Annotated in this window: 12 protein-coding genes; 5 read left to right on the plus strand and 7 right to left on the minus strand. The window is 67.4% G+C overall.

All coding sequences use genetic code 11. The features are described from left to right. Positions 1–1311, plus strand: a 1311-nt coding sequence (locus VFW45_09965) for a sulfatase-like hydrolase/transferase (GenBank protein HEU5181109.1), incomplete at its 5' end; no start/stop codon positions are given. A 25-nt stretch (positions 1312–1336) separates the two neighbouring features. Here the strand turns inward: VFW45_09965 and VFW45_09970 are convergent. The 4 genes from VFW45_09970 to VFW45_09985 all read right to left on the minus strand — a co-directional run bounded on the left by VFW45_09970 (position 1337) and on the right by VFW45_09985 (position 7080). Further along, positions 1337–2035 carry a hemerythrin domain-containing protein gene (locus VFW45_09970; GenBank protein HEU5181110.1) on the minus strand — a complete coding sequence of 233 codons (699 nt, stop codon included), beginning with the start codon at positions 2033–2035 and terminating at the stop codon, positions 1337–1339. A gap of 193 nt (positions 2036–2228) precedes the next feature. Further along, positions 2229–3500: an alginate export family protein gene (locus VFW45_09975; GenBank protein ID HEU5181111.1), complete on the minus strand. Its 1272-nt coding sequence runs from the start codon at positions 3498–3500 to the stop codon at positions 2229–2231. A gap of 114 nt (positions 3501–3614) precedes the next feature. Then, complete coding sequence (locus VFW45_09980; protein HEU5181112.1) at positions 3615–6296, minus strand: cation-translocating P-type ATPase; 2682 nt, start codon at positions 6294–6296, stop codon at positions 3615–3617. Positions 6297–6384: 88 nt separating this feature from the next. Continuing rightward, entirely contained in the window at positions 6385–7080 is a 696-nt protein-coding gene (locus tag VFW45_09985; GenBank protein ID HEU5181113.1) for a Crp/Fnr family transcriptional regulator, read from the minus strand. A 122-nt stretch (positions 7081–7202) separates the two neighbouring features. On the opposite strand from VFW45_09985, the gene VFW45_09990 reads away from it, so the two are divergent. The 3 genes from VFW45_09990 to VFW45_10000 are packed head-to-tail and all read left to right on the plus strand — an operon-like array spanning position 7203 to position 11693. Continuing rightward, positions 7203–8327 (plus strand): radical SAM protein, encoded by a 1125-nt coding sequence (locus tag VFW45_09990; protein HEU5181114.1) that lies wholly within the window; start codon positions 7203–7205, stop codon positions 8325–8327. 52 nt (positions 8328–8379) lie between these two features. Next, a complete protein-coding gene (locus tag VFW45_09995; GenBank protein ID HEU5181115.1) occupies positions 8380–10353 on the plus strand; it encodes a DUF542 domain-containing protein in 1974 nt (657 codons plus the stop codon). A gap of 8 nt (positions 10354–10361) precedes the next feature. Next, on the plus strand, positions 10362–11693 hold the full coding sequence (locus VFW45_10000) for a hypothetical protein (GenBank protein ID HEU5181116.1): 1332 nt from the start codon (positions 10362–10364) through the stop codon (positions 11691–11693). Positions 11694–11943: 250 nt separating this feature from the next. Here the strand turns inward: VFW45_10000 and VFW45_10005 are convergent, their stop codons facing one another. From VFW45_10005 to VFW45_10015, 3 genes are read right to left on the minus strand one after another with little or no spacing between them, the layout of a single operon-like run. Then, on the minus strand, positions 11944–13350 hold the full coding sequence (locus VFW45_10005) for a multiheme c-type cytochrome (GenBank protein ID HEU5181117.1): 1407 nt from the start codon (positions 13348–13350) through the stop codon (positions 11944–11946). A gap of 9 nt (positions 13351–13359) precedes the next feature. After that, positions 13360–14478, minus strand: a complete 1119-nt coding sequence (locus VFW45_10010; protein ID HEU5181118.1) for a cytochrome bc complex cytochrome b subunit — start codon at positions 14476–14478, stop codon at positions 13360–13362. Beyond that, positions 14475–14921, minus strand: coding sequence for a Rieske (2Fe-2S) protein (locus VFW45_10015; GenBank protein HEU5181119.1), 447 nt, complete (start codon positions 14919–14921; stop codon positions 14475–14477). The genes VFW45_10010 and VFW45_10015 overlap by 4 nt, the downstream gene beginning before the upstream one ends. Positions 14922–15317: 396 nt before the next feature. On the opposite strand from VFW45_10015, the gene VFW45_10020 reads away from it, so the two are divergent. Next, complete coding sequence (locus VFW45_10020) at positions 15318–16958, plus strand: glycosyltransferase family 39 protein (protein ID HEU5181120.1); 1641 nt, start codon at positions 15318–15320, stop codon at positions 16956–16958. The last annotated feature ends 22 nt before the right edge of the window (positions 16959–16980 follow it).

The following is a 16980-nucleotide window of genomic DNA, read 5'->3' on the forward strand; positions in this document are numbered from 1 at the left end:
CTCGACAACCTGCGCGACACGGGGGAGCTGGACAACACGCTGCTCTTCTACATCGTCGGGGACAATGGCTCGAGCGCCGAGGGGGGGCCGGACGGCACCTACAACGAGATGCTGGCGCTCAACGGCATCGTCAGCAACGTCAGCTCGCAGCTGTCGCACCTGGAGGAATGGGGATCGCCTTCGACCTTCCCGCACTTCGCGGTGGGCTGGGCGCTCGCGGGGGACACTCCCTTCCAGTGGACCAAGCAGGTCGCCTCGCACTTCGGCGGCACGCGCAATGCCATGGTGATCTCGTGGCCGGCCGGCATCCCGAACGCGCACGGCGAGCTGCGCTCGCAGTTCCACCACGTCATCGATGTAGCGCCGACGGTGCTGGAAGCGGCGGGAATCCCCGAGCCGAAGATCGTCGATGGCACGAAGCAGTACCCGATGGACGGCATCTCGATGGTCTACACCTTCGCCGACGCCAAGGCGCCCGATCGGCGCAAGACACAGTACTTCGAGATGTTCGGCAACCGCGCCATCTACCATGAAGGCTGGGTGGCGGCGACGCGCCACTCGATCCCCTGGCTGATGGCGGAGAATCCCCCCTTCGATAAGGATCGCTGGGAGCTGTACAACATCGACGAGGACTTCAGCGAGGCGAACGACCTGGCGGCCCAGAACCCGGAGAAGCTCAAGGAGCTGCAGGAAGTCTTCACGAAGGAGGCGATCCACAACCACGTCTACCCGCTGGATGACCGGCGCTCCGAGCGCTTCGACGCCGAGATCGCCGGGCGACCCGACCTGATGGGGACGCGCACCTCTCTCACTCTCCACGAAGGGATGACCGGCATGATGGAGAACGCCTTCATCAGCGTGAAGCGCCGCCCCTACAGCGTCACGGCCGAGCTGGAGATCCCGAAGGGGGGCGCCAACGGCGTGATCCTGGCGCAGGCGGGACGCTTCGGCGGCTGGAGCCTCTACATGAAAGGAGGGCGCGTCAACGAGGTCTACAACTACGGCGGGCTGGAGTGGACCAAGGTCTCCTCACCCCAGCCGCTCTCGCCCGGCACGCACACGGTGCTCTACGAGTTCGTCCCGGACAGTCCGCAGCCGGGCGCCGGCGGGACGAGCCGCCTGAGCGTCGACGGCAAACAGGTGGGTGAAGCCAAGGTGCCGAAGACGATGCCTTACGCCTTCTCGGCCGACGAAGGGGCCGACGTCGGGATGGACAACGAAACCCCCGTCAGCAACGACTATAAGGAAGGCGATAACCGCTTCACCGGCAGGATCCTCAAGGTGACGGTCGAGACGAAGAAGCCCTCCTGAGCGGTAAGCCGAGCAAGCGCCGAATTCAGACCGCCTGCATCCGACAGATCAGGTCCTGCCGCTCGGGGCCGGGATGGTGCAGGTCGGTGAGCGGATAGACGATGTGCTCTTCCTTGGCATTGTGCTCGCTGAGGAGCTCGATCAGATCGCCGCGCAGCGATTCGAGCTCGGCGACGCCCGGGATCGGCCAGCCAAGGACCGCCGCCATTCGATCGAGCAGCGACTCGATGATGCGATGCTCGTGTCGCATGACACCGGTGGGACCGCACTCACCCGAGTGCACCCTGCGCTCGAAGGCCGGGAACAGCACCTCCTCCTCCATGCGGATGTGATGCCGCAAGCCGGCGCTGAACTCCCGGAAGCGCTGCGCCGCCTCGTCCATCTTTCCTGACGCCAGCGCTTCTCCGTGGGCCGCCAGCAGCGAATCGAGGCGGTCGTGATCCCACTCCATGCAGGCCGCCGGGCTGACAGCTCTCCGATCGGAGGCCGCATGCCGTGTCAGAAGAACCGAGCTGCCTTCCGGTCCTTCCTCGAGGATGGACCATTCGTATTTCCCCGCCTGCTCCGACTGCAGCCGCTCCAGGACCTGCAGCCGCTCCCGACCGAGGATTAGAACCAGCTCTCCGCCTTCCGGAAGCAGCTTGAACTGCTCCAGGACGAGCGCCGGACGCCGCTCCGGCTCGATATTGCTCAAATTGATTGTGCTGCGGGTCACCTCGCTCATGGTCGCCTTCCTCCTTCGAGATTCGGGGAAAACTACCGCGAGCCGGGGCGGCCGTGTATGTCCCCCGTCATAATTCCACTCCCTGCCCTCGGACTGATCTGGATCATAGGAGCCGGGATACGAAGGTCCTATGTTGCCCCGCGTCACGCCCTTTCCGCGGCCCGGTCCTGCCCAAGGGATGTATCGGCGCCTCCTAGAAACCGAGCGTCAGCTGCACGTAGCCCCAGTCGGAGGCGTCATCTCCACGGGTCGACTCGGCGAAGCGCCCCGGCATGAAGCGGCTGACTCCGATCTCCACCTTCGCCTTCTCCAGCCAGTCATAGCGGTAGAGGAGATCCACCTCGTCGCCGACGTCGTCGCCCGACGCTCCGGTCGGATCGAATCCGAGGACGTTCCCCGAGGCATCCTGCCAGGGCCCGAAGCGCGACTCGAGGCGGAAGCGGTGCGCCTTCGCCAGGTAGAAATGCTTTCCGTGGCCAAAGGAGATCCCCGCATAGGGGCTGTCGATGTTGCGCCACCCTTCGTAGTCGATGTAGCCGTAGAGGGGATGGTTGGTGGGGAAGAAATTGAAGAACTGGTTCTGCTCGCCGTCGGTGTTGTCCTGGTCGCCGGTGGCGTAGTCGTAGCCCGCGAAAGCCCGCAGCTTCTTCGAGCTTCCCCAGGTCCAGCCGATTTGCGTTGCCGCCGCATTCGCGTCGAGATCGTCTCCGTGGAACTCGCCGCGCTCGAGCACCGCTTCCACCACGAAATCGAAGCCGCCGAAGCGATCCTTCACCCGGCCCCCGAGCGCGTAGACTTTCGAGGGCCCCAGGATCCCCGTTTCGCCAGCAACTTCGATCCGATCCGAGAACCCCAGGGCGTAACCCTCGTACTCGCCGCCCGGGCGCGGCCGCGTCTGCGTGTAGACTCCGAACAGGTCGCTGCCGTTGGTCGCGCCGGCCGAGACCCGGTTGGAGATCTCGGCCCACAACCCGTCCGCGGTGAAGCGCTCGCTCCCCCAGCGCACCCGGATGCCGTCGAACGATCGACCGACATTGTTCCAGTTGTAGTTGCCGATGAGCCGGTGCTCGCCGTAGAACCACTCCTGCCGGCCCACTGAGAATGAGAGCCCCTTGACGCCGAGGTTCTTCGCCTCCAGGTAGCCCTGGTGGATGTCGAGGTTCTTCTCGTTGGAGGCAGTGCTCGCCTCCTCGCCCCAGACGCGGGAGTCCTGCGCCTGCACGAAGACGCGGAAGTTGTCCTGGATTAGCGCTTCCACCCCGATGCGGAGCCGCATGAAGACCTGGCTCATCCGGTCGTCGGCGTCGTCGATGAGGTCCTGGTTGTCGCGCCATTCGGGACGCACCCGGGCTTCGCCGCTGATCTTCCATTGGACCGGCTTCTTCTCCTCTTCCTGGGCGGTAATTCCTGAAGGCAGCCAGAGGCTTGCAATCAGTCCGGCGAGCAGGATTCGCGTGATCCTCATCGTCTCCTCGGAGGCAGTTCATTTCGTTGGGTCGGTCGGCGCGGCGTCAGGCCGGGAGGCTCCCCGGCGGGCTGCATCGTAAAACCGGAGGCGCATCCCAGGGGATGACGCCGATCATGTAAGCCGCACGGGGAGTCCCGGGAGCCTGGTGTCGCGCTCCCCGAAGCCCCATTTGCCCGCCTCGACGACCGGCACGATGGTGGCTGCCATGAGCAGGGCCACCGCCCAATCCTCATGAGTCAGCGGGAAGCCCCCGAAAGAGCGGGACAGGCCGGGAACCGTCACCACCATGAACAGCAGCAGCAGCTCCCACAGGACGGCGAGGTTGAGCCAGAGATTGCCGAAGGGAGAGCGCAGCACCGGACGGAGCGGGGACCGGAAGCAATAGGCCTTGAAGAACTCCATCAGGACCAGCGAGACGAAGGTCAGCGTGCGCGCCTCCGGGAGGCTGCGCCCCCCCGCCAGGGCCCACGCCATGAGTCCCAGATTCGCCGTCGCCGACCAGGCTCCTCCCAGGAGCATCAGGCTGACCGCGCCGCGCGAGAAGATCCCCGTCTTCGGGTCGCGCGGGGGCCGGCGCATCACGCAGGGATCGGACGGTTCCGCCGCCAGGGCCAGCGCCGGCAGGCCGTCGGTGGCCAGATTCACGTAGAGGATCTGCACCGCCGTCAACGGCATCGGAAATCCGAGCACGGCCGCGGCGCCCATGAGGCCGATCTCCCCGATGTTCGAGGTGAAGAGGTAGGTCAGGTACTTGCGAGTGTTGTCGAAGATGCCCCGCCCCTCCTCGACCGCCGCCACGATGGAGGCGAAGTTGTCGTCGATGAGGGTCACGTCGGCGGCTTCGCGCGAGACGTCGGTGCCGTTGATGCCCATGGCCACGCCGACGTCGGCCCTCTTCAGCGCCGGCGCATCGTTGATTCCGTCGCCGGTCATGGCCACCACGTGGCCGCGCCGCTGCAGCGCCTCGACCACGCGCAGCTTCTGCGCAGGAAGCATCCGCGCGTAGACTTCGATCACCTCGACCTGGTCCTCCAGCTCCTCACGGCTCAGCAGCTCCACCTCCGCTCCGGTGGCCAGCCTTCCCGATTCGAGGAGACCGAGCTCGCCGCCAACCGCCCTGGCGGTCAGCGGATGATCGCCGGTCACCATGACGACGCGGATCCCGGCATCGCGGCAGGTTCGTACGGCGGATTTCGCCTCCGGACGCGGCGGGTCGATCATCGCGGCGAGACCCAGGAAGGTCATGCCGTGCTCGGCATCTTCGAGCCGCGTCCCTTTCTTGCGCGCCAGCGCGAGGACGCGCAGCCCTTCCGCCGCCATGGCGTGGGCGATTTTCAGGATCGACTCGACCCCCTCGGGGTCCAGAGCCCGCTCCCCTTCTCCGGCGAGCCAGGCCGTGCAGCCGTGCAGGACGACTTCCGGCGCTCCCTTGGAGAAGGCCTCCGGGCCGGCGGGGCCGCGGTGCAGGGTGGTCATGCGGCGCGACTCGGAAGTGAATGGAATCTCCCCAACGCGAGGCAGACCTGCTTCGAGATCGGAGGGAGCGAGGCCCGCCTTCATGGCTGCAACGACGAGAGCTCCTTCCGTGGGATCGCCCCGCACGCACCAGCGGCCGTCCTGGCCCCGGTACATCCGCGCGTCCGAGGCGAGGACGCCCGCCCGCAGCACCTCGTTGACAGCTTCCGGCAGGCTCGCGACAGAAGACCCGCCGCAACGGAAATCTCCCACCGGCTCGAAGCCGCTGCCGGTCACGTCCAGCATCTCGCCGGCGGCGAAGATACGGCGGACGGTCATCTCGTCCTGGGTCAGCGTCCCCGTCTTGTCGGCGCAGATGACGGAGACGCAGCCCAGAGTCTCCACGATGGAGAGGCGGCGCATCAGGGCGTGCCGCCTGGCCATGCGCTTGAGACCCATCGCCAGGGAGATGGTCAGCACCGCCGGCAGGGCTTCCGGGACGATGGCCACCGCCAGGGCGATCCCGAAGACGAGGGTGGCGAGCAGCGGTGCGCCCTGGAAGACCCCGAAAGCCGCCACCAGCATCACCACGGCGAGCCCCGCCCAGGCGAGGATGCGGGCCAGCCGGTCCAGATCCTTCTGCAGCGGCGTGCGCCCCGGCTCGATCCCGGTCAGCAGGGAAGCGATGCCGCCGAATTCGGTCGCCATGCCGGTGGCCACGACCACACCCTGGCCGCGCCCGGCAGCCGCCACGGTGCCGGCGTAGGCCATGCAGCGCCGCTCCGGCAGCGGCACGTCTTTGGCCCGAAGCGTCGCCGGCTCCTTGGCCACCGGGACCGATTCCCCGGTGAGAGCGGCTTCATCGACGCGCAGATTGGCGCCACGCGTCAGCCGGATATCCGCGGGGACCCGATCTCCCGCACGCAGGAGAACCAGATCTCCGGGAACCAGGTTGCGCGCGGCGATGTCGATTTCGGACCCGTCCCGCACCACGCGCGCCTTCGGGGCGGCCAGGCGGCGCAGCGCCCGCATCGCCCCCTCAGCACGGTACTCCTGGGCGAAGCCGAGCGTGGCGCTGAGCAGGACGATCACGGCGATCGCCGCGGCCTCGGACCGGTGGCCCAGAAGCAGCGACAGGAGCGCCGCACCCAGCAGGAGCAGGGTCAGCACGTTACGGAATTGCCGCAGAAGGAGCGCCCAAGCGGGATGGCGCACCGGGGCGGCCAGCTCGTTGCCCCCCTGCTCCCGCAGACGGCGCTCGGCCTCGGAGGCGGTGAGGCCTGCGGGACCCGAAGCCAGCCGCTCCAGCACTTCTTCCGGAGGCAGAGCGTGCCACACCGTTGTCTGCTTCATTGATTCGATGTCAATGCAAGAGTCGATCCGGCAATGCGACGGGCACCGGCGCCGGTGGGCGGCGGGATCGGCGTCACTCCCCGGAGGGGATCTCCTCGAGCTTGCGGCGATCCGGTATGCGGAAGAGACCTTCTTCGGTGAGGACGATCTGTTCCTTGTTCCATCGGCTCATAATGCGGATGGCGGTCTCCTGCGTCGTACCGACCAGGTCGGCAATCTCCTGCCGGCTGAGGTGCACGGGAATGACCACCGAGCCCGATTCCGCCCGGCCAAGGCGGTCCGCCAGGGTCAGGAACAGGCGCGCGACGCGGAACTCGACGCGCGAGGAGCGCTCCGAGAGCTTGCGGGTCAGCTCGATCATGCGGCGCGTCAGCCCCTGCAGGAGCCCGCGCGCCAGCACAGGGTTGGCGGCCAGGGTGGCGAAGAACTCCTGGCGCGGGATCGACAGGAGGGTGGTGGCTTCCAGGGTGACGGCGGTCGCCGGGAAGTCGCGCTCTTCGTAGGCGGCGATGGCTCCGACGGGATCGCCGGGGCCGAAAATCTCAAGGATGACGTCCCGTCCGTCGGGCGTCGCCTTCACGATCTTCACACGTCCTCCCAGGATGAAGTGGAACCAGAGGGCGGGATCTCCCTCGCGGAAGATCGTCTCGGCCTCCTCATACGACCTCATGCGGACCAGCGGGCGCAGGCTTTCCCGCTCGGCGGGCCTGAGCGACTGGAAGAGCGGGATGGCGGCCCACGGGATGGGCGGGCCCGTCGGATGCTCCATTCGGGTCTCCGGAACGTCTCGCGAGGCAGATTTCTCGGCTGCGCGATGATCCAGATCATACACATCTTCAAGAGGTTGCCGCATGCTTACCCTCGATCCGCGCCGGCAAGGGGAGGATGTGGATGGAAACCATGGTGCGAAGGATGGCGGGAGAGCCGGAGGGCGAGCCGAGGCTGCGGTTCGCCGCTGCGCCGCTGGTGGCAATCTGGGAGGTGACGCGAGCCTGCGATCTGGCCTGCATTCATTGCCGGGCTTCCGCGGTCCCGACCCGGGATCCGCAGGAGCTGACCACACAGCAGGGAGTCGACCTGCTGCGCGAGATCAAGCGCTTCGGCAAACCGCTCCTCGTCTTCACCGGCGGCGACCCCCTGAAGCGCCCCGACCTGTTCGAGCTGATCGCCGCCGCGCGCGATCTGGGCCTGACCAGCTTCCTGAGTCCCAGCGGCACGCCGCTTTTGACCCATGCCGCCTTGCGCCAGGCCCGGCAGAGCGGGCTGACCGGGGTCTCGATCAGCCTCGACGGCTCGACCGAGGCGCTGCACGACTCGATCCGCGGCGTGCCGGGGTCGTTCCGCTGGTGCATCGACGGTGCGGCCGCCGCCGTAGGGTTGCGCCTTGGGCTGCAGATCAACACCACCATCTCGCGCCGGAACCTGGAAGATCTGCCGGCCATGGCGGAGATGGTCGCGGCGCTGGAGGCGCGCCGCTGGACGCTGTTCCTGCTGGTGCCCACGGGACGGGCGCTCGCCTCGCACCAGATCTCGCCCCAGGAGTGCGAGCGGGTCTTCGAGTGGCTGGCCGAGATCGCTCCCCACTCCCGCTTCCGGATCAAGACGACGGAGGGTCCCCATTTCCGGCGCGTCGCCCTGCAGCGGGGCCTGGGCGCCGAAGGGTTGGGATCGCGCGGCGGCCGGTTCGTCTCCAGCATGAGCGACGGCTCGGGCTTCGTCTTCATCTCGGCCCGCGGTGAGATCTTTCCGAGCGGCTTTCTCCCGATGCCGGCCGGCAACGTGAAGCGCGACTCGCTGGTGCGGGTCTACCGGGAGCACCCTCTCTTCCTGGCGCTGCGCGATTCCGATCGGCTCAAGGGGCGCTGCGGGCGCTGCGAGTTCCGCCGTATCTGCGGCGGATCGCGGGCCCGGGCCTACGCCGCCACCGGCGATTACCTGGAAGAAGACCCCGCCTGCGCCTACCAACCGCCGCGCGGCACCGCGCCATCCGATGGTGCCATCCGCTGCACCGCATGAACCTGAAGATGCCGCCCGCGTCGCGAGCGGCCTGACCGCCAAGGAGATTCTCATGTTGATCGATCCGAAGATGACGGTCGCCGAGATTTTGAGCGTCTGCCCCGCGGCCCGGGCGCCGCTCGCCACGCTGGGGCTGGATGCCTGCTGCGGCGGGAAGCACCCTCTGGAGTTCGCCTGCCGTGCCCATGGAGTGCCGGTGGAGACCGCGCTGGCAGCGATCGAGCGCGCCGCTTCCGCCGCGTCCACCCCCGGCATCGACCCTTCGATGAGCGTGCGTGAGGTGCTTGCGAAGTTTCCGGCAACCGTCGTGGTCTTCGAGCGCCACGGCCTGATGGGATGCGGCGGAGCGGCCGGTCCGGCGGAGCCGCTCGGGTGGTTCGCCAAGGTCCATCATGTCGACCCCGACACGCTCCTGCTGGAGCTGCGTGAGGCGGCCGCTTCGCCGGTCCCCGCGCCGGAGAGGACGGCGACGAAATCGGCGCAGGCGGCGGTAAACGCCTCGCAGGCCGACGGCCACGAGAACCTCTATCGCCGGTTCCTCAAGGCAGCCTTCCTGTTCACGTTCACCGGCGGCGCGACGCTGGGGGCGTGGGCCCTGATCGACATGGCGCTGCGCGGCAGGCTGGGAGGGCTGGGGCGCGGCATCATCCAGGTGCATGGCCACTATCAGCTCTTCGGTTGGGTGGCGCTGTTCGTCGTGGGGATCGCCTACCACATCCTGCCGCGCATGACCGGCATCCCGCTTCCCTCCTACCGGGCTGCTTCGCTTTCCTTCGTGCTCCTCGTCGGCGGGACGATCCTGCGCACAGCGCAGGCGCTCGACCCGTCGGAGCTGCGCACGGGGCTGCTGGCCACCGGCGCCCTGGCCGAGCTGGCCGGCTGCGCCCTGTTCGCCTGGACCATCGCGCGGATCCTGCGCGCGCAGGCGGGAGCGTGGCAGCCGTATCAGCATTACCTGCTCCTGGGCACCGGCTGGCTGATCGTCTCGTCGATCCTGAACCTGGCCCACGTCACCTACCTCGCTGTCCGCAGCGCGGCGGAGGTGCCTCCTCATCTGAACCTTCCTTTCCTGACCGTCTTCCTGGTCGGCTTCGTAATCTCCTGGATCCTCGGGGTCTCGCTGCGGACGCTGCCGGTCTTCATGGGACTGAAGGCGAATCCCCGGCTGGCCGCGGCGCTGCCGATCCCGCTGGCGGCGTCGACCGCACTTCTGGCCGTGGGGGAAGGGATCTATCTGGCCGATGGCTCCGTCGCCGGGCGAATCCTCTTCGGGTGCGGCGGCCTCGGGCTCGCCGCGGCCTTCCTGCTTTTCGTGCGGGCGGTGGGAATCCTGGGGGCTTCGGGCGAGACGGAGCCGGGTCTCGACCGCCGCTACGAGAAGTTCATCCGCCTCGGCTATGCCTGGCTGGCCATCTCGGCCCTGATGCTGGCGGCCTTCTCGCTGCTGGCGCTGGCGGGATACGGCATGGACCATGCCCTGGTGGGCGCCTATCGCCATGCCCTGACGGTCGGGTTCATCACCACCATCATGATCGGCATGGCGGCACGCATCGTGCCGGTTTTCCGCGGGGTGGGCCTGCACTCGCCGCTGCTGCTGGAAGCTACCTTCTGGCTGCTGGCCGCCGGGAACCTGATCCGCGTCCTGTTCCAGTCACTCTCCGCCGCCTACGGCCCGACGGCCCTTCGCATCGCCGGCCTCTCCGGGATCCTGGAGCTGGCGGCGCTTCTCCTGTTCGGCTATAACCTCTGGCGGACGCTCGATGCCGCGACGGTCGAGACGCCGAAAGTCTCATGGCTCCCGCCCGTGGCGGCGGCGACGAAGGTCGGGGATCTTCTCCTCGCTTATCCCGGGCTCCTGCCGGTGTTCGTGAGCCACGGCTTCACGGCGCTCGCCAATCCCGTCATGCGCCGGACCGTGGCGAGGCAGGTCAGCCTCGGACAGGCCTGTCGCATGCACGGCGTCGACCTGGAGCGTTTCCTGAAGGAGCTTTCGGAGACCGCCGGGCGGCTGCGCGCGCAATCCTGAAGGAGCCGATGAGTCCTGCGGAAACGCCGCCGGCGCGCGACCGGATCCCTCCGCGCCTGACTCCGGTGATCTATTTCCTCATGGCACACGCGGCGCTGCTCGCCGCCTTCGCCCTCGCCGTCGCGCACCCGGCCGAGGTGAGCGGCTACTTCTACCAGCCCCGCATGATCGCGCTGGTCCATCTCATCACCCTTGGATGGATTACCGCCTCGATCCTGGGGTCCCTCTACGTGATCGGCCCGATGGCGCTGCGCAGCCCCATGCCGGAGGGGCGCGCCGATCTCATCGTGGCGCTCCTCTACGCCATCGGGCTGTGCGGGATGGTCTCGCACTTCTGGCTCAACGCTTACGGAGGTGCCGGCTGGGCGGCGCTTCTCGTCGTCGGCGCCGCGCTGCACGTCGGATTTCGGGCGCTGCGCAGCGTGCGGCAGGCGCCGGTGCAGCCGGCCGTCAAGCTCCATCTGCTCCTGGCGCTGGTCAACCTGGCACTGGCGGGCAGCCTCGGCATCCTTCTCGCCTTCGACAAGGCGCACCCTTTCCTACCGGCGATCGAGCTGGGCAACGTGATGGCGCACGCCCATCTCGCTGCCATCGGCTGGGTCGGAATGATGGTGATGGGGACGGGACTGCGCATGCTCCCGATGGTGCTGCCGGCGGCGATGCCCGCGGGGAAGCTGTCGATTCCCGGCGCGCTGCTCACCGAAGCGGGAATCCTCGGAGTGTCGGGCATCCTCATGCTCGGCAGCGCGGCGCTGGGAGGGTTCGCCCTGCTGGTTGCCGCCGGATTCGCCGTCTTCCTGGGTCAGGCGATCTGGATGCGCCGGCACCTCCGGCCCGCTCCGGCCGGGCTGCCGCGCCCCGATCTCGGCGTGTGGCACGTGCTGCAGGCGCTTGTCTATCTGTTACTGGCGGTCGCTCTGGGAATCTTCCTGGCTTTCACGCCGGAGTCGGATCTCACCTACCGGCTGGCTCCGGTGTACGGGGTGGCAGGCTTGCTGGGGTTTTACGGACAGCTGGTGCTGGGGATCGAATCCCGGATCCTTCCCATGTTCGCGGCCTATTACGCCAATCGAAGAGCCTGCGGCGCCGGGCCGGTGATCCAGCCGCACGAGATGCCGCGACGCGGCCTGCAGACGGCGGTCTTCGCCTTGTGGAGCGCGGGCTTGCCGGTTCTGGCGGCGGGAATGTCCCTGGCGCGGCCCGGTCTTTGCCGCACCGGCGCCTCGTTGCTGCTCCTTGCGGCCCTCGCGCTGGCGATCAACCAGGCCCGCGTCCTGGCGCATCTGTTCCGGGGAAAAGCATCCCGGCCGCTTAGCGAGACGGCGGGCGGGTTGTCATGACAAGCCCTGAAAGAATCCGAATGCAGCGCCTGTCCGGTAAAGTTACCCTTACGGATTGAGCCGGGCCCGGAGTCTTGGCTTCCCCATGATCAAGTGTCGGCCGTTGACGCGCGGCCGCTCCTCGTCGTGAGCTTACCTAGCGGATTGGGCCGGGTCCGGAGTCTTGGCTTCCCCATGATCAAGTGCCGGCCGTTGACGCGCGGCCGCTGTTTGCCGCCGCGTCCAACGGTGCCCCTGCCTACTGAGAGCTTCACTGTGTCTTGTCCGTTCCGTAGCGCTCTTTGTAGAAGGCGTCGATGCGGGCCCGATCCTCGGGCGACATTCCCTTCTTCCAGGCATGCTCGGGTGAATCGAGCACCGCCTTGATCACCTTCGCCACCTCCGGATCGCCGTGGCCCACCTCCTGCGCCTTGGGGAGGAAGTCGAAGTAGAAGCGCTCCGCCACCTCGAAGAAGCCGTGCCACTGGGTGTAGTCGGGTCCCTGCATCGAGACTCCCATGCGCGCCCGCCGCCCCTCGTGGTGCCACAGCCGGTAGAAGCTCCACTCCAGCTCGTCGTCGAAGGGGGTCGGGGTGAGGTGATGTCCGGCCCGCAGCGCGTCCATCACCCGCTGCGCCGGGAAGGCGAACTTGTCGTTCCACATCGTCACGGCACCGTCGTACTGAGTGTAGAAAGCGCTCACGAAGTCGGGGGCGTGGCAGTTCTTGCAGACGTCGGCCATCGCTTCCCGCTTCCCTTCCCAGTTCTCCAGCTTCTTGCTCACCACCGGCCGCAGGGTCCAGGAGATGCGCGCCCCCACGTCGTGCGTCACCTTCTGGTTGGGCGTCGCCGACATGTGGCAGGTGGCGCAGGTGGGCGCCGCGGTGTAGTCCTGGCCGACCACCCAGTGCTCCGCGTCGAGGTTCATCTCGGCGGTGCGCGTGTAGAAGGCGATACCGTGCTTCGACTCGTCATAGATCTCGATCTGCGGGTGGTCCGGGCCCATGTGGCACTTGCCGCACACCTGCGGCTGGCGCGCCATCGCCTTGCTGAAGACATGCCGCGAATGACAGGCGGAGCAGGAGCCGTTCGAGCCGTCCAGGTTCACCCGCCCGATTCCGGTGTTCGGCCAGGTGTTCGGATCGAGCATCGGCTTGCCGTTCTTGTCCTTGCGGATGCCGCCGCCGGAGTCCTTCAGGAAGGCCACGGTGGATCCGTGGCACTGTTTGCAGCCGTTGGCGGCGATGATCGGCCCCTCGATCACCTCGCCCATCACGTTGTCGAGGCTGCCGATGAAGCCCGCCGCCTTGGAATGGTGCGACGCCATGAACTCCTTGGTGATGTCCTGGTGGCAGCCGCCGCAGTCCTTGGGGCTCACGACGGTCGCGATCAGCTTCCCCTCGTGGCGGAAGGCGTCGGCGTCGGTCTCGTCGGCCCGGTGGCACTCGTAGCAGCCCACTCCGAGCGTGGCGTGCTTGCTGTCGCGCCACTGCGCCGCGATGACCGGCGTCTTGTCCTCGTGGCAGTCGTAGCATTTCCTGCTGTCGGCCCCCATCACCGGCTCCGGCCTCGGCTGCACCCGCTGCTTGCCTCCCTCCACCCAGGCCACGACGAGCAGCGCGCCCAGGAAGAGGAACGACAGGGCCGCCACGAGCTTCCGCTTGAAATCCAGATTCATGCATGCACCTCAGTGAGTGGCGACGGCTTCCCAGATCGTCAGGACGACGAGGGCGCACACCGCTGCCGTCCCGATCCAGACGGAAAGCTCGCTGCCCGGACGGCGCCGGCGGATCGCCGCGTCGATGAAGGGCCAGATCAGGGTCAAGAATCCCACGAAGCCGATGGAGAGGACGGCCCAGGTCAGCCCCGTCAGCTTCAGCCAGCGGAAGGTCCAGAAGAAGTACCACTCCGGCTTGATGTGCGCCGGCGTGACGAGCGGGTTGGCCTTCTCCGCCAATTCTGTCGGGAAGATGACCGTCAGGCAGGTCAGCAGAAAGGCCAGGGAGAGGCCGATGATGATCTCGGTCATGATGTGATCGGGAAAAAACGGGAAGGTCTTCTTGCCCGCCGGGGCCTTGAGCCCCTTCGCCTCGAACTCGAACTCGGTCACCCCGTGCAGCCGCATCAGCATCAGGTGCGCGCCGATCAGCAGCGTCATCAGCGTCGGCAGGACGCCGATGTGCAGGATGAAGAAGCGCGACAGCGTCTCCTTGCCCACCACGTCGCCGCCGCGCAGCATTCGCCCCAGCAGCGGGCCTATCCCGGGCACCGCCTCGGTAAGGTTCGAAGCGACCGTGGCTCCCCAGTACGAAAGCTGCTCGTAGACCAGCGAGTAGCCGGTGAAGCCGAAGAACAGCGTCACGCCCAGCAGGGCGACGCCGATCATCCAGTTGGCCTCGCGCGGCTTGCGGTAAGCGCCGGTGAAGAAGACGCGCATCATGTGCAGGATCACCGCCGCGATCATCAGGTTCGAGGACCAGCGGTGCAGGCTGCGAACGAACCATCCGAAGGGGACGACGTCCTTGACGTGCTGCACCGACTCGTAGGCGCGGGCCGGATCGGGGACGTAGTAGAAGGACAGGAGGATTCCGGTCACCGCCTGGAGCGCGAACAGAAGTGCCGGCGTCCCGCCAAGACACCACCACCAGTGCTTCAGGTGATTGGGGACCGGCTCGTTGGAAAGGCCGCGCAGCGCCTCCCAATCGACCGGAAAGCGATCCTGCAGCCAGCGGCCCCAGGAAGTCGTCGGCGGCAGGGTTCCGGCGGCCGGCGCCTCTGCGGAATCTGAAGAGCCGTGACGGCTCACAGCGTGATGATCTCCTCGTATTCCAGGAAAAGGTTCTCACCCACCTGCGCCACCTCGAAGCGCTTCAGGTGCTTCCCTTCGTCCGCCGGCGGGCCGGAGACGGCCGTGCCGGTGTTGTCGAAGACGCCGTTGTGGCAAGGGCAGACGAAGCGGGAGGCCGCGGTGTCGTAGTGGACCTTACAGCCGAGGTGGGGACAGACATCGGAGAGCGCCACGATTCCTTCGCCGGTGTCGGTCACCAGCGCGGTATTGCCGTCGGGAAGCTCGAAGGGAAGCCCCTTGCCGGGGGCGAGATCGGAGGCGGGCGCGAGAAAGATGCGGCGCCGGCGGCGCAGTCCTTTCAGCGGGAAGAGATACCGCAAGGCGATTCCGCCCAGTGCCGCGGCGACGGAAGCCAAGCCTGTCACCATGGCGGCCCGGACGAGAAAGCCTCGACGAGTCACGGAAGTTCCGGGTCTTCCGTCCATCGATCTCCTCAGGCTGCGCAGGCTAGCACATCTTCAGGCGAATCGGATGGCCTTCGAGGCGGGACCCCTGAACAAACAAGGGACGGGAGCCGGTTCCCCCCCAGGGAATTGTGGCTCCCGTCCTTACCGGGACGGACGGTCTCGACCCGGATCTTGCGGCCTAATGAAGTGCAAGATGCAGACCACGACGCCGGCGGCGCCGAAGCTCGCAAACAGCCGTCATTTTCGAGCATCGCGGCCGGTCGTGGAAGACCGAGGCGATCCGCTCCCGCATTTTTTTCGCGGGCGTGATTCGTCGCGGAGCCACGGCGCAAAAAATTTCGCGCGATGCTATGCTCCGCCGCCGGTCGCACGCTCACCCGGAGAGCCACGATGCCTGCAGCGCGACGATGGATCTTCCCTCTTACGATCGCGGGAGTCGCAGGGCTGGCCGTATTGATGCTGGGCTTCCGTCTGGGGAGCACGGGGCTGTGGACCGATGAGTCGATCTATGCACAGACCGCCCGCGAGATGGCGCGCAGCGGCGACTGGATCACCCCGAAGCTGTGCGGCGGCCCCTACCTGATCAAGCCGGTGCTCTACCACTGGATGGCGGCGGTCGCCTTCCATCTCGCCGGTGAGAGCGAGCTGGCCGCGCGATTGCCGCAGGCTGCGGCCGCCGCGCTGATGCTGACCTTCATGCTCGCCGTGACCGGAGGCTTCGCGCGGAACTCCGACAGTCCGTCCACGAGAAAGGGAGCGTGGCTGGCTGCCGCGGCGCTGCTGACCTCACCCGGCTTCATCATGGGCGCCCGCGTCGCCGGGATGGACCTGCTGCTCAGCGCCGCGATCACGCTCACCATCCTCTGCTTTTCGCGCGGCTACTCCGAGGGGGGAAGCCTTCGAGGAGGCTGGTTCGTCGCCTCGGGATTTTTCGCGGGGCTGGGGCTGCTGGCGAAGGGTCCGTTGGGAGCGCTCATCCCGGGATTGGTCATCCTGATCTTCCTGGCACTCCGCGGACAGGTCAGGATCGCCGTCTCGCGCCCGGCCAGGAAGGGGGCGCTCGTGGCGCTGCTGACCGCTGCCGTCTGGTATCTCCCGGTCTCCTACCTGCACTGGGAGCGCTTCAACCGGGTCTTCTGGATGGCGAACAACGTAACGCGCCTGCACGAGCCGGTGTCGGATCACAAGGGGCCGATTACTTTTTATGTGCCGGTGTTCCTCCTGGCGTTCCTTCCCTGGAGCTTCCCCTTCGCCGTGGCCTTCGCCCGCTCGGTGAAACGCGTCGTGGCGCAGCGCCCGACGCGCTGCGCACCCGAGGATCTGCTCCTGCTGATCTGGTTCGCGGCGCCCTTCATCTTCTATTCCGCCGTCGCCACCAAGCTCCCCGGATACATCCTTCCCGTCTTCCCCGCCGCGGCGCTGCTGACGGCGCAAGAATGGGTCCGGGAGCGCGAAGCTCCCCGCCGCAGGCGCGGAGGCGCTTTCCGCATCGCCTGCGCGCTCGGGGTGATGGCGCTTCCGGGCGTCGCCCTCGCCGTTCCCTTCCTTCTCGAGTACCGCTACGCGCTGCATCCTCTCTGGATCTGGGCCTACCCCGCCGCCACCTTCATCGTCGCGGTGCCGGCCGCCCTGTCGGCACTGCTCCGGTCCGGCAGGCTGCACCCGGCGCTCACCACGGCGGCGGGCATGGTTTTCGTGCTGGGGCTGATCCGGTTCGTGGTGGCGCCGGTGGAGCCTTACGAGTCGATGAAGTCGCTGACACTGCGGCTGGTGAAGCTGGGGAGATCGGGCTATCCGGTGGCCCTGGCGGGACAGCACCTGCGCGGCACGCTGTTCTATACCGACTGCACCATTCCGCACCCGCGCGACATGAAGGACCTGCCGCGCCCGGGCCCTGGCCTGCCGCTTTTCTGCCTGGTGAAGAAGAAGTTCCTGCCGGGACTCGAGGAATGGGCCCGCGGCCGGGGGCTGCACCTGCAGGTCCTCAAGACCACGGGAGATCTCAGCCTGGCGCAAGTTTCCTGGGAGTAGCCCCGCTGCGGCGGCTGGCTGG

It is taken from the genome of Candidatus Polarisedimenticolia bacterium (genome assembly GCA_035764505.1).
In the GTDB taxonomy this organism is placed as follows: Bacteria; Acidobacteriota; Polarisedimenticolia; order Gp22-AA2; family AA152; genus AA152.